General features: G+C 38.3%; 24 protein-coding genes, 1 pseudogene and 1 CRISPR repeat array. Of the genes and pseudogenes, 13 read left to right on the top strand and 12 right to left on the bottom strand.

Features of this window, described 5'->3' with window-relative positions:
* Positions 1–13: 13 nt before the first annotated feature.
* Complete coding sequence (locus NMK36_RS10300; RefSeq protein WP_254173667.1) at positions 14–814, top strand: prohibitin family protein; 801 nt, start codon at positions 14–16, stop codon at positions 812–814.
* A gap of 20 nt (positions 815–834) precedes the next feature.
* On the opposite strand, the gene NMK36_RS10305 is transcribed toward NMK36_RS10300, so the two are convergent.
* A complete protein-coding gene (locus tag NMK36_RS10305; RefSeq protein ID WP_254173668.1) occupies positions 835–1,824 on the bottom strand; it encodes a LysR substrate-binding domain-containing protein in 990 nt (329 codons plus the stop codon).
* A 124-nt stretch (positions 1,825–1,948) separates the two neighbouring features.
* Between NMK36_RS10305 and NMK36_RS10310 the strand changes: the two genes are divergently transcribed.
* From NMK36_RS10310 to NMK36_RS10335, 6 genes are all read left to right on the top strand, one after another.
* On the top strand, positions 1,949–2,536 hold the full coding sequence (locus tag NMK36_RS10310; RefSeq protein ID WP_254173669.1) for a Crp/Fnr family transcriptional regulator: 588 nt from the start codon (positions 1,949–1,951) through the stop codon (positions 2,534–2,536).
* Between the two features lie 40 nt (positions 2,537–2,576).
* Positions 2,577–3,149 (top strand): MgtC/SapB family protein, encoded by a 573-nt coding sequence (locus tag NMK36_RS10315; RefSeq protein WP_222425282.1) that lies wholly within the window; start codon positions 2,577–2,579, stop codon positions 3,147–3,149.
* Between the two features lie 242 nt (positions 3,150–3,391).
* Positions 3,392–4,915, top strand: a complete 1,524-nt coding sequence (locus NMK36_RS10320; protein WP_072722113.1) for an APC family permease — start codon at positions 3,392–3,394, stop codon at positions 4,913–4,915.
* Positions 4,916–4,952: 37 nt separating this feature from the next.
* Positions 4,953–5,651 carry a cadmium resistance transporter gene (locus tag NMK36_RS10325; RefSeq protein ID WP_072722112.1) on the top strand — a complete coding sequence of 233 codons (699 nt, stop codon included), beginning with the start codon at positions 4,953–4,955 and terminating at the stop codon, positions 5,649–5,651.
* A 61-nt stretch (positions 5,652–5,712) separates the two neighbouring features.
* Positions 5,713–6,357 carry a hypothetical protein gene (locus NMK36_RS10330; RefSeq protein WP_072722109.1) on the top strand — a complete coding sequence of 215 codons (645 nt, stop codon included), beginning with the start codon at positions 5,713–5,715 and terminating at the stop codon, positions 6,355–6,357.
* 163 nt (positions 6,358–6,520) lie between these two features.
* Positions 6,521–6,940 carry a YidH family protein gene (locus NMK36_RS10335; protein WP_072722345.1) on the top strand — a complete coding sequence of 140 codons (420 nt, stop codon included), beginning with the start codon at positions 6,521–6,523 and terminating at the stop codon, positions 6,938–6,940.
* 144 nt (positions 6,941–7,084) lie between these two features.
* Here the strand turns inward: NMK36_RS10335 and NMK36_RS10340 are convergent, their stop codons facing one another.
* The gene (locus NMK36_RS10340) at positions 7,085–8,047 is read right to left on the bottom strand and encodes a DUF389 domain-containing protein (RefSeq protein WP_072722107.1); all 963 of its coding nucleotides are present in this window, start codon (positions 8,045–8,047) and stop codon (positions 7,085–7,087) included.
* 89 nt (positions 8,048–8,136) lie between these two features.
* On the opposite strand from NMK36_RS10340, the gene NMK36_RS10345 reads away from it, so the two are divergent.
* Positions 8,137–8,646: an LOG family protein gene (locus NMK36_RS10345; RefSeq protein WP_072722344.1), complete on the top strand. Its 510-nt coding sequence runs from the start codon at positions 8,137–8,139 to the stop codon at positions 8,644–8,646.
* 36 nt (positions 8,647–8,682) lie between these two features.
* The gene (locus tag NMK36_RS10350) at positions 8,683–9,021 is read left to right on the top strand and encodes a cupin domain-containing protein (RefSeq protein WP_072722104.1); all 339 of its coding nucleotides are present in this window, start codon (positions 8,683–8,685) and stop codon (positions 9,019–9,021) included.
* A gap of 628 nt (positions 9,022–9,649) precedes the next feature.
* Here the strand turns inward: NMK36_RS10350 and NMK36_RS10355 are convergent.
* Positions 9,650–10,721 (bottom strand): annotated as a pseudogene (locus NMK36_RS10355) (IS1634 family transposase).
* Between the two features lie 184 nt (positions 10,722–10,905).
* A CRISPR array of direct repeats spans positions 10,906–11,386; the repeat unit is 37 nt; unit sequence GTTTCAATCCCTGATAGGGATTAATAGTAGTTTAAAC.
* 147 nt (positions 11,387–11,533) lie between these two features.
* On the opposite strand from NMK36_RS10355, the gene NMK36_RS10360 reads away from it, so the two are divergent.
* Entirely contained in the window at positions 11,534–13,027 is a 1,494-nt protein-coding gene (locus NMK36_RS10360; protein ID WP_254172948.1) for an IS5 family transposase, read from the top strand.
* A gap of 282 nt (positions 13,028–13,309) precedes the next feature.
* Here NMK36_RS10360 and wecB read toward each other — a convergent pair whose 3' ends face one another.
* From wecB to NMK36_RS10395, 7 genes are all read right to left on the bottom strand, one after another.
* On the bottom strand, positions 13,310–14,425 hold the full coding sequence (gene wecB, locus NMK36_RS10365; protein ID WP_072722102.1) for a non-hydrolyzing UDP-N-acetylglucosamine 2-epimerase: 1,116 nt from the start codon (positions 14,423–14,425) through the stop codon (positions 13,310–13,312).
* Between the two features lie 148 nt (positions 14,426–14,573).
* Positions 14,574–16,397, bottom strand: a complete 1,824-nt coding sequence (locus NMK36_RS10370) for an ABC-ATPase domain-containing protein (protein WP_072722100.1) — start codon at positions 16,395–16,397, stop codon at positions 14,574–14,576.
* Positions 16,398–16,418: 21 nt separating this feature from the next.
* A complete protein-coding gene (locus NMK36_RS10375) occupies positions 16,419–17,504 on the bottom strand; it encodes a M20/M25/M40 family metallo-hydrolase (RefSeq protein WP_072722098.1) in 1,086 nt (361 codons plus the stop codon).
* Positions 17,501–18,046: a hypothetical protein gene (locus NMK36_RS10380; RefSeq protein WP_072722096.1), complete on the bottom strand. Its 546-nt coding sequence runs from the start codon at positions 18,044–18,046 to the stop codon at positions 17,501–17,503. Before NMK36_RS10380 ends, NMK36_RS10375 begins: the two co-directional genes overlap by 4 nt.
* Before the next feature lie 20 nt (positions 18,047–18,066).
* Positions 18,067–18,921, bottom strand: a complete 855-nt coding sequence (purU, locus tag NMK36_RS10385) for a formyltetrahydrofolate deformylase (protein ID WP_072722094.1) — start codon at positions 18,919–18,921, stop codon at positions 18,067–18,069.
* 260 nt (positions 18,922–19,181) lie between these two features.
* On the bottom strand, positions 19,182–20,612 hold the full coding sequence (gene dacB, locus NMK36_RS10390) for a D-alanyl-D-alanine carboxypeptidase/D-alanyl-D-alanine endopeptidase (RefSeq protein ID WP_072722092.1): 1,431 nt from the start codon (positions 20,610–20,612) through the stop codon (positions 19,182–19,184).
* 7 nt (positions 20,613–20,619) lie between these two features.
* Positions 20,620–21,801 (bottom strand): lipid-A-disaccharide synthase-related protein, encoded by a 1,182-nt coding sequence (locus NMK36_RS10395; RefSeq protein ID WP_072722090.1) that lies wholly within the window; start codon positions 21,799–21,801, stop codon positions 20,620–20,622.
* A 260-nt stretch (positions 21,802–22,061) separates the two neighbouring features.
* Between NMK36_RS10395 and NMK36_RS10400 the strand changes: the two genes are divergently transcribed.
* Together NMK36_RS10400 and NMK36_RS10405 are read left to right on the top strand one after the other, a co-directional pair.
* Entirely contained in the window at positions 22,062–22,844 is a 783-nt protein-coding gene (locus NMK36_RS10400) for a 2-phosphosulfolactate phosphatase family protein (protein ID WP_072722343.1), read from the top strand.
* A 39-nt stretch (positions 22,845–22,883) separates the two neighbouring features.
* Entirely contained in the window at positions 22,884–24,071 is a 1,188-nt protein-coding gene (locus NMK36_RS10405) for a RusA family crossover junction endodeoxyribonuclease (RefSeq protein WP_254173670.1), read from the top strand.
* 28 nt (positions 24,072–24,099) lie between these two features.
* On the opposite strand, the gene NMK36_RS10410 is transcribed toward NMK36_RS10405, so the two are convergent.
* Both NMK36_RS10410 and trxA read right to left on the bottom strand, forming a co-directional pair.
* Positions 24,100–24,588 (bottom strand): hypothetical protein, encoded by a 489-nt coding sequence (locus tag NMK36_RS10410; RefSeq protein ID WP_254173671.1) that lies wholly within the window; start codon positions 24,586–24,588, stop codon positions 24,100–24,102.
* Between the two features lie 3 nt (positions 24,589–24,591).
* Positions 24,592–24,909: a thioredoxin gene (gene trxA / locus NMK36_RS10415; RefSeq protein ID WP_072722086.1), complete on the bottom strand. Its 318-nt coding sequence runs from the start codon at positions 24,907–24,909 to the stop codon at positions 24,592–24,594.
* A 126-nt stretch (positions 24,910–25,035) separates the two neighbouring features.
* On the opposite strand from trxA, the gene fabG reads away from it, so the two are divergent.
* The gene (fabG, locus tag NMK36_RS10420; protein ID WP_254173672.1) at positions 25,036–25,803 is read left to right on the top strand and encodes a 3-oxoacyl-[acyl-carrier-protein] reductase; all 768 of its coding nucleotides are present in this window, start codon (positions 25,036–25,038) and stop codon (positions 25,801–25,803) included.
* The last annotated feature ends 14 nt before the right edge of the window (positions 25,804–25,817 follow it).

Below are 25,817 nucleotides of genomic sequence, written 5' to 3' on the forward strand. Positions count from 1 at the left end.
TCAGATTGTACCCATGCCCAGATATCAATTATTTTTGAAGCCAGCTAACCTATTTTTTTTATTTTTATTACTTTTAATTTTCTTCAATCCTCTGATTATTGTTAATGCTGGGGAACGGGGAATTTTAATGGTGTTTGGTCAGGTTCAAGCTGAAATTTTGGATGAAGGATTGCATTTTATTATTCCTGTAGCTGAAACAGTACAAAAGATGACTGTCCGTATTCAAAAACAGGAAATATCGGCTGAAGCTTCCTCAAAAGATTTACAGGAGGTATTTACTGATGTGGCATTGAATTGGCATATTATCCCTGAAGAAGTCAATTTAGCGTTTCAACGAATTGGGGATAAACAAGCCATTATTGAAGCGATTATTAATCCCGTTATTGAAGAAATTCTCAAAGCGGTTATGGCTAAATATACTGCCGAAGAAATTATTACTCGTCGGGAAAATGTCAAATCAGAAGTGGATCATTTATTAACAAGCCAATTAATTAATTATCACATTCAAGTCGATAATATTTCTTTAGTTCATGTTCATTTTTCCCAACGGTTTACTGATGCTGTGGAAGCCAAACAAATTGCTGAACAGGATGCTAAAAAAGCCGGATTTTTAGTTTTGAAAGCAATTAAAGAAGCAGAAGTTAAGGTTAATTTAGCGAAAGGAGAAGCTGAAGCTCATAGTTTACTGCAAAAAACCTTAACTCCCGAAATTTTGCACCAGAAAATCATTGATAAATGGAATGGAAGTTTACCTTTAGTTGTAGATGATAAATTCATTCATGGATTTAAGCTAGAATCCTTATTAAATCATTAATTTTATAAATAGAGATAAGTTTAGCAAACATTTCTTTGCGTTAACTGTAAATTAATTTCATTCAATAATAACATTTTTTCAAAAGTTTGAGAAATGCGAGTTTGAAACCGTTGATAATGTTTGATTTTTAAAAAAGGTCGAATCAATTCTAATTCTTTCTGAGAAGGTTGACGAGAATCAACAATCCGAATCGCCTTTAAAACTCCTAATTTTAATTCTTTTTTAACCATCAGTTCAGAAATTCCGGCTGCTACATGACCTTCTTCGACAACAGCTTTCACCATTTCTCCCGTATTTAAAACTAAAATAACTTTTAATTCAGTCAAATTAATTCCCCAATTTTGTAACGCTTCTTCTAACCGTTGTTGAGTTCCTGAACCCGGTTCTCGCATGACCCAATCTGTATTTTTAAGTTCTGTTAAATCAACTTTGTCTCGGTTAAACCAAGGATGGGACTGTCCAACAACAATTAATAAGCGATCGCTGCCAATTTCCTCCTGACTTAATAATTTTTGTAAAGAAGGTTTGACTTCCCCTTCAATTAATCCTAAATCAAAGTGTCCGTTGGCTGTCCCTAAACAAATTTCCTCGGTATTCGCTAAGGTGCAGTTGACAATAATTCCTGAATATTGCCGTTGAAATTGACTAATTTTTTCCGGTAGCCAATAGTTTCCAATGGTTAAACTTGAGCCTAACTTGAGTTCTCCCCGTTGTAAATTATTTAACTCTCTTAATCCTCGTTCGGTTAACGCGACTTGTTCTAAAATTTTTTGGGCTTCAAGTTGCAGTAATTGTCCAGCTTCTGTAATTTCAACGTGGCGACCAATCCGATGAAATAACTTAACTCGATATTCTGTTTCTAAGCTTTGAATCGCAGCACTAACCGCCGGTTGCGTAATATAGAGGTTCTCAGCCGCACGGGTAAAGTGTAGATGTTCTGCTACCGCCAAAAAAATTCGCAGTTGCTCTAGGGTCATTCCAGCCATTGTAAAGTTACTCACCTCTTGCATGATTCGGGGATGGGGTTAGCCTGGGGACTATCAAAAATTTAATACAATTAAAACTGTATTTTAATACAAACACAAGTAACATAGTCTACAATTTTAGTTAAATTTCGTTTAGTTTGTATCTTCCATGACTTTAGCTTCAGGAATTGCACCGGAATTCAGTCAACAACAGCGTTACTTCCAACGTCGTGACCGACTTCCTTTAAGACGGGATCACCTGTGGAAAATTGAGTCGGGTGTTGTGCGTACCCTCACCTACCTGGAAAATGGAACTGTTGTTACATTAGGGTTATGGGGAAGAGGAGATATCGTTTCACGGGTTTTGTCCAAAGCTGACCCCTACTATATGGAGTGCGTGACCCCAGTTCAGGCGATTCCTGTTCCGATCTCTGAATTTGATAATCTATATCCCCTGTTAATTGAACATATTCATCAACTGCAAACCTTTTTAGAAATCGTTCATTCCCGTCCTGTTGATGAAGCATTGCATAAATTATTGACCTTATTAGCCAACAAATTTGGCAGTGGTGTCTCTCAGGGACAACTGATTGAATTCCATTTAACCCATCAAGAAATTGCTGAAACAATTGGCACAACAAGAGTCACGGTCACTCGACTTTTGAAAGAATTTGAACAGCATGGAATTATTGAACGGTTAAATAGGCAATTTATTCTTTTACCTGGACATCAACCTTTTTGGCACTATGAGATTTAAAAAATAGTAGGATTTTTTATCCTAGGGGGGTTGAGGAGCAATGGCTATAAATTCTAACCCAATGTTTTTTCCGGCTGATGATTGGTTCACCATTATTTTCCGCCTAGGAATTGCTTTGTTCATCGGAGGATTGATTGGACTAGATCGTCAGCAACCCAGTAGGCCGGCGGGAATGAGAACTTATATGATTGTCAGTTTAGGGGCTGCTATTTTTATCATGCTGCCTTTACAAGCCGGGTTTGATATGAACTCAACTAATGCCCTTAGTCGTACTGTTCAAGGCATTGCAACCGGAGTAGGATTTCTTGGGGCGGGCCTGATTTTGCAACAGCCAAAACCTAATCTTAAGCCTAAAGTTAAAGGGCTAACTTCGGCAGCAGCTTTGTGGTTAACCGCAGGTTTAGGAACCGCCGCTGGATGTGGATTATGGCGCATGAGTTTAATCGGAACCTTAATGACGTTACTGATTTTAAGTGGGTTTAAAAAAGTCAAACACACGTCTATTTATCGGCAACGAGTTTATAAACCCTTCTATAAACAGCAACGAATTCCTCGTCCTAAAACTCAAACCATTCATGAGGAAATCCACTCAGAAGATTCAGAACTGAAGTAGAAAATTTTCAGCGATCACCCTTTGATCCTACCGTAAAACACCATTAAGGGGAGAATCAATCAATAAAATTTATCAATTCAACAAAAAAGAACAGTTGATTCTATTATCGAATCCGCATAGAGTAAAACTTGAAACACTAACGGTTTCATTTCCGGTGATATCGTTAATCATTGCTCAATACTTTATTGGCGATCGCAGAGCAATTCACCGATGTCTATTTGAAATACAGAAGGAATTACTCTATGACCGAAAGCACTCAACTCCATCAGGGTTCTCATGGCTTAAAAAAGGATTGTCTTTCTTTTGGTGAAGTTTTAGCTCAATCTTTTGCTGTAATTGCCCCTACAACAATTCCAGCCTCTAATTTAGGATTATTAGTTGCCCTTTCAGGAAAAGGAACCTGGCTCAGTTTTTTAATTGGTTTAATCGGCTTAATCTTTGTCAGTATTAATATTAATCAATTTGCCAGACGTTCTGCTTCTCCGGGTTCATTTTATGCGTATATTGTTAAAGGATTAGGCCCCACCGCCGGAGTTATTTGTGGTTGGAGTTTGGTACTCGCCTATTTATTCACGGGAATGTCTGTTCTCTGTGGTTTAGCCAACTTTAGCGGCATATTATTTGGTCATTTAGGGATTCATCCTTCGGCAATTACCTTACTCGCCATTGGTGCTGGAATTGCTTGGTATGCAGCCTACAAAGATATCCAACTTTCCGCTATGGCGATGTTATGGATGGAAGGAATTTCGATTTTGTTAATTGGCATTCTAACTATCCTTATTTGGGCACATAAAGGCTTTGCTTTAGATCTGAGCCAACTCACCTTAGAAGGGGTTACTCCGGGTCATATTGCCACTGGATTAGTGTTAGCTTTATTTGGATTTTCAGGATTTGAAAGTGCCACCACATTAGGGGATGAAGCTAAAAATCCGTTAAGAACGATTCCCCGTTCTGTGATGGGCAGTGTTATCTTAGCTGGAGTCTTTTTTATCTTCACCAGTTATGTTGAAATTCTAGGATTTGAAGGAACTGGGGTTTCGATTACAACAACAGAAGAACCCTTAGCTTTTCTTTCCCATCAAATCGGCTTCGGATTCTTAGGAGATATTATTGCTTTCGGGGTTTTATTTAGCTTCTTTGCTTGTGTTTTAGGAACTATTAATCCCGCCGCCCGCATCTTTTTTACTATGGCGCGTCACGGTTTATTTCATGCGTCTATTGGTACAACCCACGCTTCAAATCGTACCCCTCATATTGCTGTTACCCTCTGTTCCTTTGTAATGTTTCTAGTTCCAGCAATCCTGTCAATGTTTAATATTCGCTTATTTGAAAGTATGGGTTATTTAGGAGCGATTTGTAGTTATGGATTTTTAACGGTTTACATTTTAGTTTCCCTGGCTGCGCCCCTTTATCTCCACAAAATTAAACAACTGCGCCCGATGGATGTTGTCTGTTCTATCTTAGCTATTGGCTTCATGATGATTCCGATTATTGGTAGCGTTGGTATCCCCGGAAATCAACTGTTTCCAGTTCCTGAAGCCCCTTATAATCTCTTCCCTTATTTATTCCTCCTCTACTTATTCGTAACTTGTGGCTGGTTCGTCAGACAACGCACTCGTTCACCGAAATTAGTCAGAACAATGGAACGACATATTGAAGAAATTCATGCTCAATTTACTCACCCCACTCCTGAAATTATTCCTTCAGCTTCTTTAGTGCTTCCTACTTCCCATTCCTATTCGACTAAACGCAGACGAAAATTCTAAACCTCTCCATTATTAACCCTCACAGGAAAATCAAACCATGAACGAATTTATAACCGCCATTTCCACAGGAACCGCCGCCTTTGCTGCGACTAATATTGATGATATTTTCATCCTCACTCTATTTTTTTCCCAAGTTAATGCCTTGTTCCGTCGCCGTCAAATTGTTATCGGTCAGTATTTAGGATTTACCCTCTTATTATTGGCAAGTTTACCCGGTTTTTTTGGAAGTTTATTGATTCCTCCTGATTGGATTCGAGGGTTGGGTTTAGTTCCTGTTATTTTGGGAATTTATTATTTATTGAAATCTCAAGAAGACGAGGATGATGATTCACCAACTATAGAGACTTCCCTAACATCGGATAACCCCTCTTTTTGGCAAAATTGGTTATCTCCTCAAACCTATGGAGTCGCGGCGGTAACGGTTGCCAATGGCAGCGATAATATTGGAATTTATGTTCCTCTATTTGCGAGTAGCAGTTGGGAAACTTTATTAACGATATTATGTACCTTTTTCTCCCTCGTTGGGGTTTGGTGTTATGTCGCTTACAAGTTAACCCATTTTCCAACTATTGCCAAAGTATTAACGGGTTATGGTAATACGTTTGTTCCCTGTGTTTTAATTGGTTTAGGTGTGTTTATCGTTAAAGAAAACCTTTTATTAGCACTTCTGGCTTTAGGCATTAGTTGTGCTTGGGTTTTGTTTTCTAACCCCCCCAAAGTAGCCGAAGTTGAATAATGGGATTACACCCGGTACAAGTTTTAACGTTTTGATTCAACCTAATTCAAGGATAAAATTCATGAAATTCTTAACCTCTCTATTGATTGCTTTGGTTCTGATGCTCAATTTGGTGTTCTCTCAACCTGCTTCCGCCGAACCTAAATATACAAAGAATCCTGATTATATTGAAGTCACCCAAGCTTTAAAACAACTGTCTTTAGTTGCTGAAGATGAAAAGCAAACTCAAGGTGCAATTTCTAAACCTGTTCAACAACAACTTGACTATTTACAGTTTCAACAATATGCGTTAAAATCAGCAACTCATTGGGGACAATGTACCAATAAAACGGGAAAAACAATCGCAGTTTATGGCAGTCCCCAAAAAGAAGATCAAGAAGATCAAGCAACCCTTTATTTTTTGGGTGATAATCAAACTACCCCTAAAAAGTGGGATTGTGATGGCTTCTATTTACCCCAAGATATTAAGGGAACTAATTTGGCACTCAGTGAACAATCTGAGCCTTTACAAGGGCCGATTGCCGTTAAAATTCTGGATGGAACTCAGTTAGAAATTACCACTAATCCTGACACGGGAACTCTTGAGTTTAACTCCCCCTTAGCAAAGGTTGTTCAAGCTAATGATACTCATTGGTTTATCCCTAATATTTCTCAGAGTATTATTGATAGCCAAATTCCTAATACTTTGAGTACAAAAAAATCTTAAGTGATTCTAACTATGTTCCCCTGTCTCCCTTTAAACGGGGAGAAAAGGGGTAATCAAAATCACCCTGAAAAAAAGTGATTTCTTCGTTAATTCTCTGTATTTTTGTTGAATTTTCTCAACTATGAAAACTGAAGATTACACCCAAATCAAAGCCTCTGAGTTCATGAAATCACCAGATTCTACCGCAGAAATTATCCAGAAACCCAAAAAATTGAACCCTTCCCGCGTTCGAGATCACTTAGCCAATGAACGAACTTATCTCGCCTGGATGCGAACCGCCGTTGGTTTAATGGGATTTGGTGTTGTGATTTTACGCCTGCGTGCATTTCAACCTATTGCTGTTCCTGGCCCTGGTTATGGTTGGAAATTAGGATTATTATTTTCAGGAGTGGGTTTATTAACCGTATTATTATCCACATTTCAATATTTTATTGTGCGTCGAGATATTGAAGAAGATACCTACGAACCACCTGATCGTTGGGTAATTCTTTTTAGTTTAGCGATCGCATTATTAGGAGCCGGAATTATTTATTTTGTCTTCACCAGTCCTGTATCTAGCCCCCTTGATTTTGGCGGATTTTAAAATCAGTTATCAGTTATCAGTTATCAGTTGTCAGTTGTCAGTAATTACTAATTAGTTGATTGACTCTCTCTTAACTCGTACAGGCACACCTGGGCGAAACCATATCTCTACACTAATTACTGATAACTGATGACTGACAACTGATTACTTCTCTGCTTCGACTTGTTCTACATCTTCAACTAAGAAAACCAATGTGAAATTTTGTCTCATTTTTTGATTGATAAAATCTTGGACTAAACGCACTTGTCTGGGGGTAACGGGTTCGGTAGAACGAACTTTTAAATAAGCTGTGGGAGGATTTTGTTTCCAATTAATATGAGTGTCTTGTAAATCTACTCGTTGTCCCGTTAAGGTTTTTTCTTGAAAAATATTCCTTAAATCCGTTTGTAACCGCAGTTGAGTTACGAACTTTAAAAAACTAATGCCTAAAGGAATTGCTAACACAGAAGCCACAATCAGTGTGATGACAAATTCTCTTTTGAGTTGGGAATAACCTGCCAAAACAAAAACGATCATGCAAGCTAAGGCGATGCCAATTAAATTGGTTAAATAAAGCAATGTTGCGCCATAACTTAAATCATAAAAACCTTGAGATAACGTTAAACCAATGACACATAAAGGAGGCATTAACGCCACTGCAATTGCGGTTCCAGCTACAGCGTCACTAATCCCCTTTTCAACTTTCGTAAAACCGCTTAATCCCCCTGCGACAACAGCGATTCCTAAATCTATTAAATTGGGTTCAGTTCTCGCTAAAACCTCTGAACCAAAATCTTCAATTCCGACTATTTTTCCTAAAGTAATTGATAAGATCAGTGCTACTATTGTTCCCACAACAATCGAGATAATACCACACCGAGATAATTCTTGATCATTTTCTAAAATACCAAAGGCTAATCCTCGCAATGGTAACATAATGGGAGCGACTAACATGGCTCCAATAATGACGGCTGTACTATTACTGAGTAATCCAAAAGTCGCAATTAAACAAGCCGTTATGACTAAGATCATGTAGTTAAAACTCGGTCGGGATTCAGCCATTAAATCCTGCCGCATTTGGACTAAGGTATCCCCGGATACTTTTTTGAGCTTTAGTTGAGTTTTCATAACAAATCTTAAGATTTCTCAAGGTTTAGAAATCAGCGATGATTGATCGCTCTAAATTAATAGATGTCTGGCATCTTATCACATTATTTATGAGAAAAATTACTATTGGCGTTATGGGGCCAGGAGAAGGAGCAACGTCCCTGGATGTTGAGCATGGGTATCAATTGGGTCAATTGATTGCTGAATCAGGATGGGTTTTATTAACAGGAGGTCGAAATAGGGGAGTGATGGAATCAGCCAATCAAGGAGCAAAAGCAGCTAATGGTTTAACTTTAGGAATTTTACCGAATGGGGATAATCAAGGAATGTCTGAGGCGGTAGATATTGCAATTTTTACTAATTTAGGTCAGGCTAGAAATGCTATTAATGTATTATCTTCCGATGTTATTATTGCTTGTGGAATGGGAGCCGGAACTGCTTCGGAAATTGCTTTAGCAATTAAACAAAATAAGTGTGTTATTTTATTAAATCAAAACTTAGAAAGTCAAAGTTTTTTTAAATCTTTAGCGCCAGAACAAGTTTTTATTGTGAATTCTCCTGAATCTGCTATTCAAATGGTTAAAGATTGTTTGGCTAAATTAATTGACAAAATAACATAAATTTAGTAGAATTTAAAAAAGATATCTTTAATTTTTATGAAAATAACCGATTTAAACCAAATTCCAGAACAGGAAGTTTCCCATAATCCAGCGATTAAAAAAAAGGTGATGTTGAGTTTAGGAGATTTACCCCATTTAACGAATTTTTCTCAAGCGTGTTTTTCCCCCGGACAAGTGGCGGGAGGTCATTCCCATGCTGATATGTGTGAAGTTTTTTTTGTAGAATCAGGTTTGGGAAATATTGCGATTAATGGTACAAATTATGAATTAAAACCAGGAGTTTGTATTGCAGTGGAACCTGGAGAAGTTCACGAAGTCACCAACACAGGAAATACCGATTTAATTTTAACTTATTTTGGCTTACGCACCCCGTAGTAAGCCCTTCAGGGCTGTCTTTAAACAGTTAATATCACCCCTTATTGTTAACTTAAGCCTAAAAACTCTGATTTTTGAAAGAACCACAAAAGCACTTTACTTTTTTCACTAAGAAACGTATTCAGTCATTATGTCAGCACAAAAAAAAATTCCAAAAATTGTTTCAATCCCTGATAGGGATTAATAGTAGTTTAAACTAACAGACCCGAATTATCAATTGGTTTGGACTCAATGTTTCAATCCCTGATAGGGATTAATAGTAGTTTAAACACACTACCTGCTAGAAGGCAAGGATAAAGTCACCCGTTTAAAGTTGTTTCAATCCCTGATAGGGATTAATAGTAGTTTAAACCCACATTCCGCAGATGGGCATCGAATTTTCCACTAATTCTAAAAAATTGAAAACCCTTACAGTTCTTCGTTGAACTTCCGAGGCTTTACTATCAGATTTTATAGCGTATTTACCGGTTTTTAACTAAACATAAATAATTGCTATTTTTTCATAGAAATAGAATCCTCTTTTTTTAACACATTTGTATTTTATAACCAAGTTCGTTCCAGCCAAGAGTTCTCATCTTGACTCATAACTTAGATTTGTTTTTAACTATTTTCCCCTTTCTCTCAATCTTTATCCCCCAGAAATCATTAAATAGTATTCACAGCAAGATTTCCCTAGATGCTGCAATATTTCTTGACGTTCTTGGGTTAAGTTACTCACTTGTTTCTCCCCATTTATCCTGACTAAATGTACCGCTTGGAACATTTGAAATATCCACCGCATTGTCGGTTTATTCGTTAATTTTTTGACCTGATTTCTCACCCCTTCTTGGGCTGCTTCTAATTGTTTTCTCAATTTTCTTTGCGCTAGGTTATACACTAACAAGCACAATCCCATTATCATCGCTATTACTTCCACTCTCTCTGGTTTTTTCACGAATACACTCGCTGTAAAAAATAAATGGCACTCTCGTTATCCATTTCATTCCTGTCATTGCTCCTATATTCTCTGCTGTGTATAACGCACTGTCTGCTACACATATTCCTTCAAATGTCCATTGATGAGTAAATTCTTTTAGTCTTTCTACAAATACACTTTTATCATCGGCATTTCCATCATCTATTTTTAGATATAATGGCACATCTCCATCTCCACTTACCACCATATCTATTATAAATTGCTTCAGATCTGGTCTTTTATCTCTTGAGTATCCATGCACTATTTTTATCGCTTTCATTTCTTCTTCTTCTTCCTGATTTTCTTCTTCCTTACTTTTGTATTCTCCCTCTACTGATATCGAACTACTATCTAGGTGTACGTTCTCCCTTTCTACTTGAAATTTTTGAGCAGCTTTTAGGGCTATTGCTGTGAATAACTTTGTTGTTCCTACTTCATAATATTTATCTAATGCTCTTCCAATTCGGTCATCATTTAGTTGCTCTGCTGTTACTCCTTCCCCTATTAAATGCTCTGTTGCCTTCCCGATGAAAAAGTTCTCGAATAGGTACAACGGCGCGCTCAAAAACCCTAATCCATTCAAAATCATTGCTTTCATTACCTGTCCTGGGCTTACTGCTTCTTTTGCTCTTAATCCCACTTTTTTATTCACTTCTTCTACTAATTCCATCTCATCTATTATCCCTGCCACTATTCCTAAATGGTCTAAATTTACGATTTCCATCGCTTCTAGGGGGTTTTTCATCTTTTTATTTGTTCAGTTACTCCAATTATTATTCTATATTAAAAATAGCCCAAATCATTACATGGCAATCATTTGGGCTTTTATTTAGAACAATTTAATTGAAAATCCAATTGGCTTAAATATCTGCGGAATGTGGGTTTAAACAACTAGACTGCCGACCCTCTGTTGCAATAGCTTACAATGAGTTTCAATCCCTGATAGGGATTAATAGTAGTTTAAACAAAAGTTTGAGGGAGGTGTAGAAGCTACAGCAGCGCGTTTCAATCCCTGATAGGGATTAATAGTAGTTTAAACTATAAGAAGAGTTAATTATGATAGATGGGTCGCAAAGCAAGCGTTTCAATCCCTGATAGGGATTAATAGTAGTTTAAACATTAGAGTGTTTGCTCTAACCGATCCCCTTAACGGGTTTCAATCCCTGATAGGGATTAATAGTAGTTTAAACTAATACTTGCCGTTGATTCCGTTGCCAAGCTTTATGTTTCAATCCCTGATAGGGATTAATAGTAGTTTAAACCTCCTCCATAAAACAAGCGGCTTCATAGAGGTCTGTTCAGGTTTCAATCCCTGATAGGGATTAATAGTAGTTTAAACAAACAAGCGGTCTTTCCGTCTGTTAAGATGCCAGGTTTCAATCCCTGATAGGGATTAATAGTAGTTTAAACTGCACGCTTTGAAACCCGCATTGTATTTAGGGCTTGCTGAAAAAAGGCGAAAAGCCAGAACAGGCAGGAGGAGAAGACAAGAAAAAATGAATCAGGTGCAAGGGATAGGTGTAAAATAGCCCAAAAACCTTGCAGGAGTCGGGGAAAATGTACCGTAAAGACGAACAACCAAGGACACCACCCGAAGAGTTCAAACTGCCGTTTGAGGGAAAGCTGTCGGAAGATAATCGGTGGGTAATCATGGCTCAATGGATACCGTGGGAAGAATTTGAAGCGGAATATGAAGAATTATTCTCTTCTGTGATGGGAGCACCCGCCAAAAGATTTAGGATGGCATTGGGAGCTTTAATCATCAAAGAAAAATTAGGAATAAGTGATAGAGAAACAGTAGAACAAATCAAAGAAAATCCCTACTTGCAGTATTTTATCGGGTTGTCAGAATACAGGAACAAGGCACCATTTGATGCCTCAATGTTAGTGCACTTTCGGACAAGAATCAATGTGAATTTAGTGAATAAAGTCAATCGGGTAATGATCAAAAGAATGCGAGAGGCGAGTAAGGAGCCAGTCACCGAAAATCAATCAGAAGCTGAAGAAGGAAGTGAGAGGAAAAACCGAGGAAAATTAATAGCAGATGCAACTTGTGCCCCGGCTGATATCACATATCCGACAGACTTAAAAATTTTAAATCAAGCCAGAGAACAGACAGAAAAAATCATTGATAGTTTGCATAAAAGCCGTCAGGATAAATCAGAGAAGAAACCCAGAACTTATAGAAAAAAAGCGAGAAAAGACTACCTAGAAGTAGCAAAACAACGCCGACCTGCGCGGAAAAAAAGACGAAATGCCATTAAAAAACAACTGCAATATATTAAACGAAACTTAGGGCATATAGACCAAATCATCGCCAATAGAGGGACGCTGGATAGCTTAAATAACAAGCAATATAAGAGTTTATTAGTCATATCAGAAGTTTATCGTCAACAGCAGTGGATGTATGATAATAACAAACAAAGTATTTCCGATAGAATCGTCAGTTTGAGCCAACCTCATATTCGTCCGATTGTGCGAGGTAAAGCCGGAGTGTCAGTAGAATTTGGTGCTAAATTGTCTGCGAGTTGTATGGATGACTATGTATTTCTTGACCGGATTAGTTGGGATAATTTTAACGAATCCTGTGATTTAAAAACACAAATAGAGGCTTTTAAAGAATATACGGGACATTATCCTGAGTCAGTCCATGTAGATAAAATTTACCGGACTAGAGACAACAGAGCTTGGTGTAAAGAAAGAGGAATTAGAATCAGTGGCCCCCCGTTAGGGAGACCTCCAGCAAATCTTAGTAAATCTACTAAGAAACAGGCGTTAGAGGATGAAAAAATTCGGAATTCGATTGAGGGCAAATTTGGGCAAGGAAAAAGAAGATTTAGCCTCAATCGCATTATGAATAAACTAGCTCATACTTCCGAAACGGCAATTGCTATTACTTTTTTAGTGATGAATCTCTCTGCCCTTCTTAGACAGCTTTTGGGGTCAATTTTTTTACTCAATTACTTTTTTCAGATCATAGATTATGACAAGTTATCTGTTAACTCCTTACCTCCAAGAAAAGTTATTTATCCTTCTAACTCCATTAGCTAGTTAATCATCCGTTTCCTTTTCTGTTACTTTTTCAGCAAGCCCTATTTAGTTTTCAAGGTTCATTTGCGACAACCTGTTGCCACTTGAGAAAAATATACCACCAAACCGGAAAAAAAGTCAAGGGATTGTTCCCAAAAAACGGCTGAAATCCTGACGATACAGAGGTTCCAAAAAATGCGACAACCGATTTTTTATTCAATTTCCTTGTAACCCTTATGCAGAAGGAGATACAGCCGATTTTTTTCCCTTTCCAATTTCAACACCTCCCCCTTGTCGCAAACCTCAGCCCTGAAAATACCCTTGAATAATATTAATAATCCGTTCCGAAGCGTGACCATCCCCAAAGGGATTAATGGCATTTGCCATATTTTGATAGGCGATTTCATCCTGCAATAATACACTCGCCTCTGTGAAAATATCCACCGCTTCTGTTCCCACTAATTTAGCCGTTCCCGCTTCCACCGCTTCAGGACGTTCTGTTGTGGTTCTTAACACTAAAACCGGTTTTCCTAAACTCGGTGCTTCCTCTTGTAATCCTCCCGAATCTGTTAATACAAAATAACAACGATCAATCGCCGCCACTAATTCCGTATAATCTAACGGTTCTGTTAAAAAGACCCTGGGATGATTCCCTAATTTTTCCGTTAAAGGTTCCCTAACCGTTGGGTTTCGATGTAAAGGTAATAATAACGCCGTATCAGGAAATTTATTGAGAATTTGTAAGAATCCTTCAGCTATTCCCTGAAGGGGTTCTCCCCAATTTTCTCGACGATGAACCGTTGCTAAAATTAATCGATAGAGACTATTATTTAATTTAGGGATATGCAATTGAGGTTGTTTTCTCGCAACGGATAATAAAGCATCAATTACGGTATTTCCCGTATGATAAATTTCTCCTAAAACCCCCGAATTTTTAAGGTTTTGAACCGCTTGAATTGTCGGGGCAAAATGGAATTGCGTTAATTGAGATATTAACCGCCGATTTGCTTCTTCAGGATAGGGATTAAAGACATCATTGGTGCGTAATCCGGCTTCAACGTGACCAACCGGAATTCTTTGATAAAACGCCGCTAAACTCGCCGCAAAAGCCGTTGTTGTATCTCCTTGAACTAAGACTAAATGGGGCTTGAATTGTTTAAATAAATCTTCTAATCCTTGTAAACTTCCGCAGGTAATATCCGTTAAGGTTTGTTGTGGCTGCATGATGTTTAAATCGTGATCTCCCGTTAAATTAAATAACGTCATCACTTGAGAAACCATTTCTCGATGTTGACCCGTTAAAATCACCTGCGTTTCAAACCCAGGAGTTTGTTTTAACAGTTGAATGACAGGTGCTAATTTAATCGCTTCTGGGCGAGTTCCAAACACTACATTGACTCGAATTGGAAGATTTGACATAATTATTAAAAATAAAAAATCAATGATTAAACGGGTTATTAGCTCCCCCTAAATCCCTTAAGAAGGGGGACTTTATTAAATTAATGCACTCAACGGAGACACTAAAATATTGTTCCTGCTGTTCCCTGTTCCCTGTTCCCTCCTAAAATTACAATTGCTTCACTTCTAAGGTTCTAATGCGATTAATCGCCGCTGCTAATTCAAACCGTCTAAAGATTGCTAAATCTCCTTGGGGAAAGGGAGTGATCACATCTAACCCTTTCGCTACAATATCCTGCATAACAGCATCTAAAATTTGAGGTAATGTTTTCTCCCCATTAATATAGTTTTGTTTGGCATAAACCATCGCGGCGGCGATCGCTCTTAATTGGTCTTTAGAAACAATTTGTTCTACCGCAGAAACATCAATATCTTCACTTCCAAATAATACCTCATCCACATCTCGAACTTTAATCCGCACATCCCAACGTCCACGACTGGGATCTAAGCTTTCAGAAATGGGAATTCGAGGGCGAATAACCCCAAAAGCTTCACCCCCTTCTAAGGTGCGACCTGTGCTATATTCACGGGCGATTTCTTTAGCTTTTGCTGTTAATTCTAGTGCCTGAAAATTCTCCATTGCAATCACAGTATCCGCCACATCAAAATAATCTCCACTTCCTCCCATGACTAAAATAGTAGAAACTTGATGATCCGTATAAAGTTGTCGAACTTTATCAATAAAAGGCGTAATCGGTTCCGAATCTTTGGCAATTAATTCTTGCATTCGGCGATCGCGGATCATAAAGTTTGTAGCCGCCGTATCTTCATCCACTAATAACACCGCAGGAATAGAGGAAGATTCCGGTTTTTCAGCTAAAACTAAAGCCTCTAATGCCTCCATAATATTAGCAGCTTGGGAGGTACTTCCACTAGCATTTTCAGTAGAAAATTCGGTGGTAGAACGACCTTGAGGCAGTTGATTAATAAAAGGAGAAATATCAACACCTGACACACTCCGACCATCCTCCGCCCGAATTTTGACCGCCGATGGATTAGTAATTACAAATTCTCGACCATCCCCTGGAATATGATTATAAACTCCTAATTCAATCGCATTTAATAAGGTTGATTTTCCATGATAACCGCCCCCTACAATTAAACTAATTCCCTTGGGAATTCCCATACCTTGAATTGTACCTTGGTTAGGACAATTAAACTCTACTTCTAAGGATTCTGGAGATTGAAATGCAATCACATTTTCTTGTAAAGGATGGCTATCAATGCCACTTTTTCGGGGTAAAATTGCACCATTTGCAACAAAAGCAACTAATTCTTTTTCGGCTAATTGTTCTCGCAACCAATCTGCATCTTCAGCCGTTTCAACATGACGTTTAATCGCTTCCCCATCCAAGTTTTGATATCGTAAAGCTCGATCTACAATTGCCGGAATATCATCACAAATCATCATCGCTGCTTGACGGCCTAAAATATTCCGTCCCCGTGCCGGAAGTCCGACAAAAAAGCGCATTTCAATGCCTTTTTCTGAAGTTGAAAGTGTTGGACGAGCGCGTTGTAATGCGGGATTTCCCCCTATAATCGGTTTAAGAGAAGGGGGGGTAATGGTAATCAATGAAGCCGATGTGCGTTCGAGGATTTCCTGACCCATTTTTGTCACCGCAATCATGCCACTTTTGCCTGTTCCTCGATGACTACTAATCTCCCGTGCTGTGTGGTCAAATTCACGAATGAGATAATCCCGGAGGGCTATTTCACGGCTGCGGGTGCGATATAATTCCGAGGGAAATCCGGCAACGTTTGGGGAAATATGAACCCGAAATTTACTCGGTGCAGCAAAGGGATCACCTTGAACATAATCAATAATTAAGGTAAAATCGGGGAATTCATAAGTCCCTAAAATATCTTTATAAGCTTTGTAACCTCGGTTATCGAGATCTAATAAGAGCCGTTGTAGGTTTTCTTTAGTATTCATCGTTATTTTATAGGTTGATGATTAAGACGGGGAAACCGGAAAAGGAGTTTGACTGTTCAGAAGTTCAACAATGACATTATAAATGATCTGGGCTGATCCTTCAAAAAATTCAGGATCTAAATGAGAGAGAGTATCACTGGGTTGATGATAATGAGGCGATCGCAAATTTGCCGTATCTGTTAGTAAAACGGCTGGTATTTCTTGATACCAAAAAGGCGCATGGTCACTGCGTAAAACATCAGGTGTCAATAGACCTTTTAAGGGAATGGGAAGGGTTACTAAGGGTGGAATTTTTGGGGAGGAAGAATTGGAGAGTTTTAGGGATTGATCGACAGCTTGAAAGACTTTTAATAAGGGTAAATTTTGAACTTCTCCGACTACGGTTAAAAATTCTCCCCGGTCTGGAAATTCAATTCCGGCTGCTTCTAAAAGGGGAGTTACCGTTAATCCAGGGGGATAGGTTTGACACCCCGAAGTGTGGCAAGCATAACCCACCATATCTAATATAATAGCAGCTTGTAAATTTGTTAGATTTTCTGGTTTTCCTGTAAAGGCAAAACTGCCTAAAAGTCCAACTTCTTCTTGATCAAAAAAGACAATCGTTAAGGTTTTAGGAGTGGATTTTTCAGCCAATAAACGGGCAATTTCTAAAACAACAGCAACTCCACTGGCATTATCATCTGCACCGGGAGAATTCGGAACCGTATCATAATGAGCAGCTAATACAATTTCCCCTGCTTTTGGATCAGTTCCTAAACGTTGAGCAACAATATTAACCCCCTGTTTAAAGGATTGTAAATGGGGAGAAAACTTCAATAATTCTAATTGCTGGGTTAAATAATTTCTCACCCGTTCTCGGTCAGAGTCTTGATATCGTTCTCCCACTAAGACTTGAATATGTTCCCATAATTTAGTAGGATTAATTTGATTGAATTGAGGAGAAATTGAAGAACTTGAAAGAGATTCAAGGTTTGGGGTTTTAGGACTCTCTAGGGGAATCAGTTTAGAAGGAATTTGCTGCTCTGCTAATCCTTGTACCAACCCCAGGAACACCCCAATCAGTATCACCCCACCAAGAAAAAAATGAATCCACTGTTTTACCTTCATTCGCGATTAAAATCAATCGGTTTACCCATTAGCTTAAATTGTTTCTCTTCCGATTGAATATAAGGAATATGAGTCATTTCTAGCTCTAATAATTGAGGGTGTTTAGGAAGCCATTCTTCAGGAAGGGGTTGAAAATTTTCAGCCGTTTTATAGAAGGATAAAATTTCGGCTTCTAAAGAATTTGATAATTGATTAATGCGTTCATACTGTTGTTTCAGTTTAATCCAATTTTGTTGAGCTTGAAATCGATAGATTTGTGCTTGTTTAACCGCTAGTTTAGCACGAATTTGTCTTAATTTAATACGAGTGGCTTGAATTTCTTGATCGAGTTGTTGTAAATCCAATGACCAGCGATTAGCTTCTTCTTGAGTTTGTTGTTGTAGGAGTGCTAGAGATTCTGGAGAAGAATCTGAGGTAAATAAGACGGTAACATGAAAGTTAGAACGCTTATTTCGCAAACTTTCATATTGAAATTTAATTGCATTAATTTCTGCTTTAATGCTGTTCCATTCTGTTTGTAACTCTTGTAAAGTTTGGCTCATGGGATCATCCTTTTGAGAATTTAAGCAAAAACAACCGTTCGATTTCCATAGACTAACACGCGATTTTGTAAGTGTAAACGAACGGCCCTCGCTAAAACCAATCGTTCTAAATCCTTACCTTTTCTAATTAAATCTTCTACGGTGTCTCGATGGCTGACCCGCACAACATCCTGTTCAATAATTGGCCCCTCGTCTAAATCCGCCGTAACATAATGGGCGGTTGCACCAATAATTTTAACCCCCCGTTCATGGGCTCGTTGATAGGGATTTGCACCCGCAAAAGCCGGGAGAAAAGAATGGTGAATATTGATAATTTTAGAATAATTATCGACAATTTGAGGACTTAAAATCTGCATATATTTAGCAAGAACAACTAAATCAATTTTATATTTTTTTAAGAGTTCTAACTGTTGAGCTTCTTGCTCTAATTTATTTTCTGCTGTAATGGGTAAATGGTAAAAATCAATCCCAAATTGATCGGCAAGGGGTTTTAATTTTAAATGATTACTCATTATTAAGGGAATTTCTGCTATCAGTTCTTGAGCTTGCCATCGCCAGAGTAAATCTAATAAACAATGATCTTGTTTTGTGACCCAAATGGATAACCGAGGAATGGTATCGGAAAAATGCAATTGCCAATGAGCATTTAAGGGTTTAGCAATGGCACTAAAGGCAGGCGCAATAACATCACGGGGTAAATTAAATCCGTCTAATTGCCATTCAATTCGAGTTAAAAAAATGTTAGCCGTAAAATCCGTATGTTGATCGGCATGAATAATATTTCCTCCATTGGAGTAAATAAAATTCGCAATTTTAGCAACTAACCCTTTTTGATCGGGACAAGAGACTAATAAAGTGGCTGTGGGTACGTTCATTCTCAAGTCGGATTAAAATAGTATCAAAATTATATAGCAATCCTATTTGAGTTGTATCCAAAATTTGGGTCTAAAAGGGAATAGGGAATAGGGAATAGGGAACAGAGATAATACTTCTGGCTGTTTCATATCAGTTGTAAATGATTACAACCTGTCTCGAAGGCGCGGATTACTATATCTAAAACTTGTTGTTATTCTTCAGCCTATTCCTGATATTGTTATGTGTTAGCTACTCTTTTGCAATGGAGCAAAAACAAAGGTTAAGGGCAGGATTTTAAGCGCGTTAATAATAATACAATTTCATCAATAGCTTTTCTGAGTTCAGTTGTAGGTAAGTGAGTTTGATTAATCATAATACTAAAAACTAAAGGTTGATAATCGGGGGGAGAAATATATCCGGCTAAGGATGAAACTCCGGTTAAAGTTCCCGTTTTTGCTTGGACAATTCCGACAGCCGAACTATCTTGAAATCGTCCTTTTAATGTGCCACTGATTCCCGCAACGGGGAGGGAATTCTGATATAATTCTGTAACGGGAGAACCTGCCATTAGTCTTAAAGTTTGAACTAAAGCCAAAGGAGTAACTAAATTATTCTGAGAGAGTCCTGAACCATCAACTAAGTAATAACCCTGGGGATTAACGCCTAATCGAGTTAACATTAATTGAATTTCTTTTAATCCTGATTCTACACTATCAGACCGGGAATTCTGTACCCCTAAAGTTCTTAAGAGAGATTCAGCAAAAACATTATTACTTTCTGAATTTAGGGTTTTAATTAATTCAGATAAAGGGGGAGATTCCACAAAGGCTAATTCTTCTGGAGGATAGGAAAAATTAGCAGCTATTGAGGTTTGCAAAACTTGAATTCCTGAATTCAGTAAAACCTGCTTAAAGACTTGAATAAAATTCTCCGTCGGTTCAACAACGGCGGCATAAACGGGTTCAGGTTCTGCACCAACTCTTAATTGTCCTGAAACTCGAATAATAGGTTTACTTAAATCTCGTCCAATATCCACAAATTCGGGTTCATTTTTGTTAACCGTTTTGGTTTGATTCTCTACTGTCCATCCCGTTGCTTGTTCTGGACGTACCCAAGTTACTTTTAACGGTTGTCCGACCCCTTGGGGAGAGAGGATTAAATCTAAGGAATTTTGATTTAAAATTAAACTATTAATTGGTGCGCCATAACCGGATTGTATATCTTCCCATTGCCAACTAGAATGTATAGGTGAACCTGTAAAATAACCATCTACAGCAATTAATTGATTAATTTGACTGATGCCTTTATTTTTTAACTGTTGTGCTAAATCTTTAAGTTGAGTTTCGGTTAAACTAGGATCACCTCTTCCGACAATATAAATATTTCCTTGATTATCGCCATAAACCGAGGTTCTAATTCTAAAATTTGCGCTTAATTTTTGGAAAGCCGCAGCCGTTGTTAAGAGTTTAACGGTGGAAGCAGGAATAAAATAATATTGACTATCTCGATTATAAAGGGTTCTACCTTGGGTTAAGGTTTCGATTAAAATTCCCCAGCGAGAGTGTTGAAATTGGGGACGATTTATAAGGGTATTAATGGCGGGTTCCAGTTCTGTTGGGCAGATTTTTTGAGAAGAAGATTCAGTTTGACTCAAAACAGGTTGAGATAGACTCAAAAAACAGATTAAGCCACCGAATAAAAATTTTTTCATGATCTTTTTAAAATTTAGAGGTTTCTAGTATAAATTGAGCCATTTTTAAACTTCCTCCTGGTTTTCCCATGCGTTCTTCCCCATTTGTTAAACAAGATTTTAAATAGTCGGAATTTTGTAAGGTTTGTATTACTGTTTCCGCAGCTTTATCTAAAATAGTATCATCCGCAGGTTTCGTTCCAATTAATTGAATCGATGATCCTAATAATCTCAACTGCGCTTCAGCAAATCGATAGGTAAAAGCAGGGCCATTACCAGGAATTGTAATCACAGGTTTTCCCTGTCCCACGGCTTGTTCGTTAGCAGTTCCAGCCATTCCTAGAACTAAATCAGCCGCATTTAAAATGTCAGCAAATCTATCACAATAACACATCACGTTTAAACCCGTTTTACTAATTAATGTTCCGCTTTCATGTTGCCAACCCAAAGATATTGCTAGTTCATCTAATTCTACCATTAAACGGTGAACAGCCGCGACTCTAAATTGAATTTTTTGCAAACTCTTATTATCAATCAATTCAACTAATTTTAACAGTAATTTCAAATTATGTTTAGCTTCCGGGAGGCGAGAACCGGGAAGAATAGCAATCATCCGAGATGCAGAATCTAGGTTTAAATTAACCTTGGTGAGGGTAAGATTATCCATCATCGGAGTTCCCACAAATTGAGCTTTTTTAATCTCTTGTTTTTGTAAATCCTTGGCGGTAAACTGATCCCGTGTAAAGACAGCTAAACAACGCTTATGATTCAGCAAATAAGGAAGAATTAACCCTAAATTGAGTTTTCCTTCATAATAACTAGAATAGGCAGACAGAAAAATAATATAAGGTTTTTGGGTTAAATAAGCGATCGCAGCCACAACAATATCTCCTGTCACCATTAAAATATCATAATGTTTAACTTCTTTCTTAATAATTTGTAATTGTTTACATAATAATCCGATTAAACCCGATGTAATATCTTTGAGAAAAACAAAAGGATTCATATATAAAAACCCTCCCGATGGTAACGTTCGAGTGGGGGTGAGAATTGGAACCCCTAAGCGACGGTAAACCTGACCCTCTCCAACAATAGGAACAGCCGCAATTTTTACGGTAGAATCTAAAGATAATAACTGTTTAATAATCTCTCCATTACAAGTATCTTCTCCGTGACCATTACTTAAGAATAAAATAGTTTTATTTTTCATATTTTTGTGCAAAAATTACCTAAAAACAGACATTCATTTAAAATATCATTAATTTTATATAGCAATCCCAAATAGGTTGTAATAATTTATAACTGATATGAAACAGCCAGAAGTATTATCTCTGTTCCCTGTTCCCAGTTAAGCTGTTCCCTTTTGAACCGAGATTTTGGATACAACTCAAATAGGATTGCTATATTCAATTTTTGAGCCAATTCTATGTAAAATAAAAATTGGCAATTTTATCCAACACAGTCCCAACCGTGAAATTTTTTGTCTATCATACTCCTGAACTAGCCCCTGCGAATGTTCTTCCCGACTGTGCAATTGTCGTGGATGTGTTACGCGCGACAACCACCATCGCCACTGCCTTAAATGCGGGAGCCGAGGCGGTACAAGTGTTCAGCGATATTGATGCCTTAATGCAAACGAGCGAAAAATGGCCCGCCGACAAACGCATTCGTGTCGGTGAACGGGGGGGTGCAACGGTAGATGGGTTTGATTTAGGCAATTCTCCCTTAAGTTGTACCCCAGAAGTGGTCAAGGGCAAACGATTATTTATGACCACGACCAATGGAACCCGAAGTTTAGAACGAGTTCAAGCCGCTGCTGTCGTGTTAACTGCCGCTTTTATTAATCGACGGGCCATTGTAGAATATCTGATGACAAAAACCCCAGAAACCGTTTGGGTCTTAGGTTCGGGTTGGGAAGGCAGCTATTCCCTCGAAGACACCGCCTGCGCGGGAGCAATTGCCCAAAATTTAGTCAATGAAATGGGTTATCCTTTAGATGATTTTGCGGGCAATGATGAAGTGTTTGGGGCAATTGCATTATATTCTCAATGGCAAAATAAACTGTTTGAATTGTTAAATCATGCCAGCCATGGTCAACGGTTATTGCGTTTAGGGTGTTATGATGACTTGAAATATTGCGCCCAAACCGATATTTTAGATATATTACCCATGCAAAAAGAACCGGGAGTTTTAATGAAATCGGACATCAAAAAACAAAGCTTACAGTTTTGGATGGAAGAACCCAACACCTAACCCCAATTTCGGAATTAATCAATACTAAATATACCGTCGGTGAATCAACCTTCTAACCCCCATGCCAACACTGTAACTCTCCCCTTTTTCTCGTGGATGGGGGCAAATTATCACCGACTTCCTGTTGAAATTCAAAACTTTTATTTAATGTTGTCAACCTATTTGCAAATTCTCAGTGATTCTCAAGTTCTCCCCACCTTAGATGATTTTGCAGAACGCATTAATCAGGAACACCAAAAATGTTTAGACACTCCACAAACCTCCTTGATTCATGCGCGCAATGCTGGAGAATGGTTGCTGCACGTTCAAGCTCAATTATCCCCTGAACATTGGCAAGTTTGGTTTAACGAACATTTTACGTTTTCTCCCCAAACCGCCGCCATGTATATGCAAATTGCTAAAAAAATGCCAGGGGTGAATCCCGGTGTTTTTTCCTCAGCTATTGATTCTAATCCGAACCCTTCAAAAACCCTGGTTTTTCCGGTTAAGCCAATTTTACCGGATGCTCAACCTCAAAATTCCACAAATGAGGTTAAAACGATTTCCCCTAAATCGCCTCAAATTGCACCTCAAAAACCTGACTTTCCAGTACAAAATGTAGAGACGCGCCTTGGCGAAGCTATGCCGAAGGCTATTGGCGCGTCTCTACCGGGGTTTGAGATGATTTTAACAGGCGAATCTCCTACCCTGAAAAATTCTCCAATTCCAGAAAAACCAGAAGTCTTAGAATCTCCTGTCACTCGAATTACTATTAATCCGAAAGAATCGATTATTGATGTTGAAGTTACTCCGATTAACCCTCCTGAACCTGCGCCAATTGAACCTCAAAAACCTGCTAAAAAAACCGCAGAACTAATTAAATTAATGATTCCTGGGGTTGTTGTTCCCAAAGCACGTCCCAGAGTAACTAGCAATGGAACTTATTTACCTCCCCGTTATCGTGCTTGGCGAAATCGTGCAGAAGTAGAAATTTATCGGCAAATTTCCGAACAAAATATTACCCATAAATTTCCTTTACGCAAAGCCGCCATTGTGATTCGATTATTAGGAAATCATCGAACAAATTCGGATATTGATAATTTAGCAGGTGCGTGTTTAGATGCGTTAACGTTAAATGGTGCTGGGGTTTTAATTGATGATCGTTTAAGTTGTTTACCGCAATTAAGCGTTGAATTTGATCCCGATTCCAAACAAACAGGTGTTTATATTGAAATTGAACCGTTGTAACTTAAGGATTTTCGATTAACCAGAGAAATTAAATCCTAGAAAAGATCCGAATTGTTGCAAATATCGCGAATAGAATCTCGACTAAATTAACCTGAGAAGCATAATGTTTTCTATCCCAATAGGAAAAGGGGCTAATCAATCGATAATCGCTAAAGGGGAAAAAATGGCGGTGAGCATCGTCGTGATGGACGGGTAAATCAAATAAGGAATGTAAGACTAAACTTAAACAGAATATTTGTAAGATTTGCCATTGATAAAATGTAGCAATCGCTAATCCAATAACCGCTAAAGGAATTGAATGAGAAATCGCAACAACTGTTTGCATTGCTGGGGAATAATACCCCTCTGACCAGATTTTATATTCGGGCATTTTAGTGATAAATTTTGCCCATCCATAGAATAAAAAAATGGGAATATCCGGTAATATTCCCCCCAAAATAATCCATAAATTCGCTTCGGGATCAGTGGCTTTTCCCAAAATCGCTAAATTTAAAATAGCGTGACTGGGTGTATACATAAATTACAGCAAACCATACACCCATTGAACTAACTCAGGTGCGCGTAAAACTCCTTCATGGCGACCCACGGGTTGACCATTTTTAAATAATATTAAAGTAGGTAACGCCATAATATGATATTGAGACGCGAGTTCCGAGTATTTATCACTATCAATTTTAACAATTTGGATTTGTTGACTCATTTCTTGATTGACTTCTTCTAAAATAGGAGTCATCATTTGGCAAGGGCCACACCACGTTGCATAAAAATCCACTAACACCGGAACATCGGAATGGGCGAGTAATTCTTGAAAGCTATTAAAGGTTTGTTTCACGGCCATAGCTCATCACCAGACAGTTTTGCTCCTTAATTATAACGATTCTTCCCAAATCAGGTTTCTCTTAACGGGACAACTCAAATCTGAGATGATGAGTTTTGATGGAATAACAGTTGGAGAAACAATTGAATGGAACTTTTACCCGAAAATCTACAACACTTAAAAGGACAAGTGGCGATCATCACGGGGGGCTCACGGGGTATTGGTCGCGCGACAGCGTTAGCATTAGCTACAGAAGGCGCTAAAGTGGTGATCAATTATGCGAGTTCTTCGACCGCCGCAGATGAAGGGGTTGCTGAAATTACAGAAGCGGGGGGGGAAGCGATCGCACTCCAAGCAGATGTGTCCAAAGTAGATCAAGTGGATACCTTATTTAACAAAGTCACCGAAACCTGGGGAAGAGTTGATATTTTAGTGAACAATGCCGGGATTACCCGTGATACTTTACTGTTAAGAATGAAGCCGGAAGACTGGCAAGCAGTGATTGATTTGAACTTAACCGGGGTATTTCTGTGTACTCGTGTAGCGAGTAAAATCATGCTCAAACAAAAGTCGGGACGAATTATTAATATTACTTCTGTTGCGGGACAAATGGGCAACCCCGGCCAAGCCAATTATAGTGCAGCCAAAGCGGGGGTGATTGGGTTTACAAAAACAGTAGCTAAAGAATTAGCCAGTCGCGGGGTAACGGTAAATGCGGTTGCGCCTGGATTTATTGCTACAGATATGACCAAAGAGTTGAAAAATACGGAAGAAATTCTCAAATTTATTCCCTTGGGTCGTTACGGTGAACCCCAAGAAGTGGCGGGAATGATTCGCTTTTTAGCCGCAGACCCAGCAGCAGCTTATATTACAGGTCAAGTATTTAATGTTGATGGCGGAATGGTGATGGCTTAGATCAAATTGGGGTT

The sequence above is a fragment of the Planktothrix pseudagardhii genome (genome assembly GCF_904830925.1).
Classification (GTDB): domain Bacteria; phylum Cyanobacteriota; class Cyanobacteriia; order Cyanobacteriales; family Microcoleaceae; genus Planktothrix; species Planktothrix tepida.

Bases quoted from the DNA above. Each gene is read 5' to 3' on its own strand.
- NMK36_RS10320 (WP_072722113.1), top strand. From the start codon at position 3,392: ATGACCGAAAGCACTCAACTCCATCAGGGTTCTCATGGCTTAAAAAAG.
- NMK36_RS10360 (WP_254172948.1), top strand. From the start codon at position 11,534: ATGTACCGTAAAGACGAACAACCAAGGACACCACCCGAAGAGTTCAAA.
- NMK36_RS10345 (WP_072722344.1), top strand. From the start codon at position 8,137: ATGAGAAAAATTACTATTGGCGTTATGGGGCCAGGAGAAGGAGCAACG.
- fabG (WP_254173672.1), top strand. From the start codon at position 25,036: ATGGAACTTTTACCCGAAAATCTACAACACTTAAAAGGACAAGTGGCG.
- NMK36_RS10380 (WP_072722096.1), bottom strand. From the start codon at position 18,046: ATGAGCCAAACTTTACAAGAGTTACAAACAGAATGGAACAGCATTAAA.
- NMK36_RS10300 (WP_254173667.1), top strand. From the start codon at position 14: ATGCCCAGATATCAATTATTTTTGAAGCCAGCTAACCTATTTTTTTTA.
- purU (WP_072722094.1), bottom strand. From the start codon at position 18,921: ATGAACGTACCCACAGCCACTTTATTAGTCTCTTGTCCCGATCAAAAA.
- trxA (WP_072722086.1), bottom strand. From the start codon at position 24,909: ATGGCCGTGAAACAAACCTTTAATAGCTTTCAAGAATTACTCGCCCAT.
- NMK36_RS10335 (WP_072722345.1), top strand. From the start codon at position 6,521: ATGAAATCACCAGATTCTACCGCAGAAATTATCCAGAAACCCAAAAAA.
- NMK36_RS10340 (WP_072722107.1), bottom strand. From the start codon at position 8,047: ATGAAAACTCAACTAAAGCTCAAAAAAGTATCCGGGGATACCTTAGTC.
- NMK36_RS10395 (WP_072722090.1), bottom strand. From the start codon at position 21,801: ATGAAAAATAAAACTATTTTATTCTTAAGTAATGGTCACGGAGAAGAT.
- NMK36_RS10410 (WP_254173671.1), bottom strand. From the start codon at position 24,588: ATGTATACACCCAGTCACGCTATTTTAAATTTAGCGATTTTGGGAAAA.
- dacB (WP_072722092.1), bottom strand. From the start codon at position 20,612: ATGAAAAAATTTTTATTCGGTGGCTTAATCTGTTTTTTGAGTCTATCT.
- NMK36_RS10370 (WP_072722100.1), bottom strand. From the start codon at position 16,397: ATGAATACTAAAGAAAACCTACAACGGCTCTTATTAGATCTCGATAAC.
- wecB (WP_072722102.1), bottom strand. From the start codon at position 14,425: ATGTCAAATCTTCCAATTCGAGTCAATGTAGTGTTTGGAACTCGCCCA.
- NMK36_RS10375 (WP_072722098.1), bottom strand. From the start codon at position 17,504: ATGAAGGTAAAACAGTGGATTCATTTTTTTCTTGGTGGGGTGATACTG.
- NMK36_RS10315 (WP_222425282.1), top strand. From the start codon at position 2,577: ATGGCTATAAATTCTAACCCAATGTTTTTTCCGGCTGATGATTGGTTC.
- NMK36_RS10325 (WP_072722112.1), top strand. From the start codon at position 4,953: ATGAACGAATTTATAACCGCCATTTCCACAGGAACCGCCGCCTTTGCT.
- NMK36_RS10350 (WP_072722104.1), top strand. From the start codon at position 8,683: ATGAAAATAACCGATTTAAACCAAATTCCAGAACAGGAAGTTTCCCAT.
- NMK36_RS10305 (WP_254173668.1), bottom strand. From the start codon at position 1,824: ATGCAAGAGGTGAGTAACTTTACAATGGCTGGAATGACCCTAGAGCAA.
- NMK36_RS10330 (WP_072722109.1), top strand. From the start codon at position 5,713: ATGAAATTCTTAACCTCTCTATTGATTGCTTTGGTTCTGATGCTCAAT.
- NMK36_RS10310 (WP_254173669.1), top strand. From the start codon at position 1,949: ATGACTTTAGCTTCAGGAATTGCACCGGAATTCAGTCAACAACAGCGT.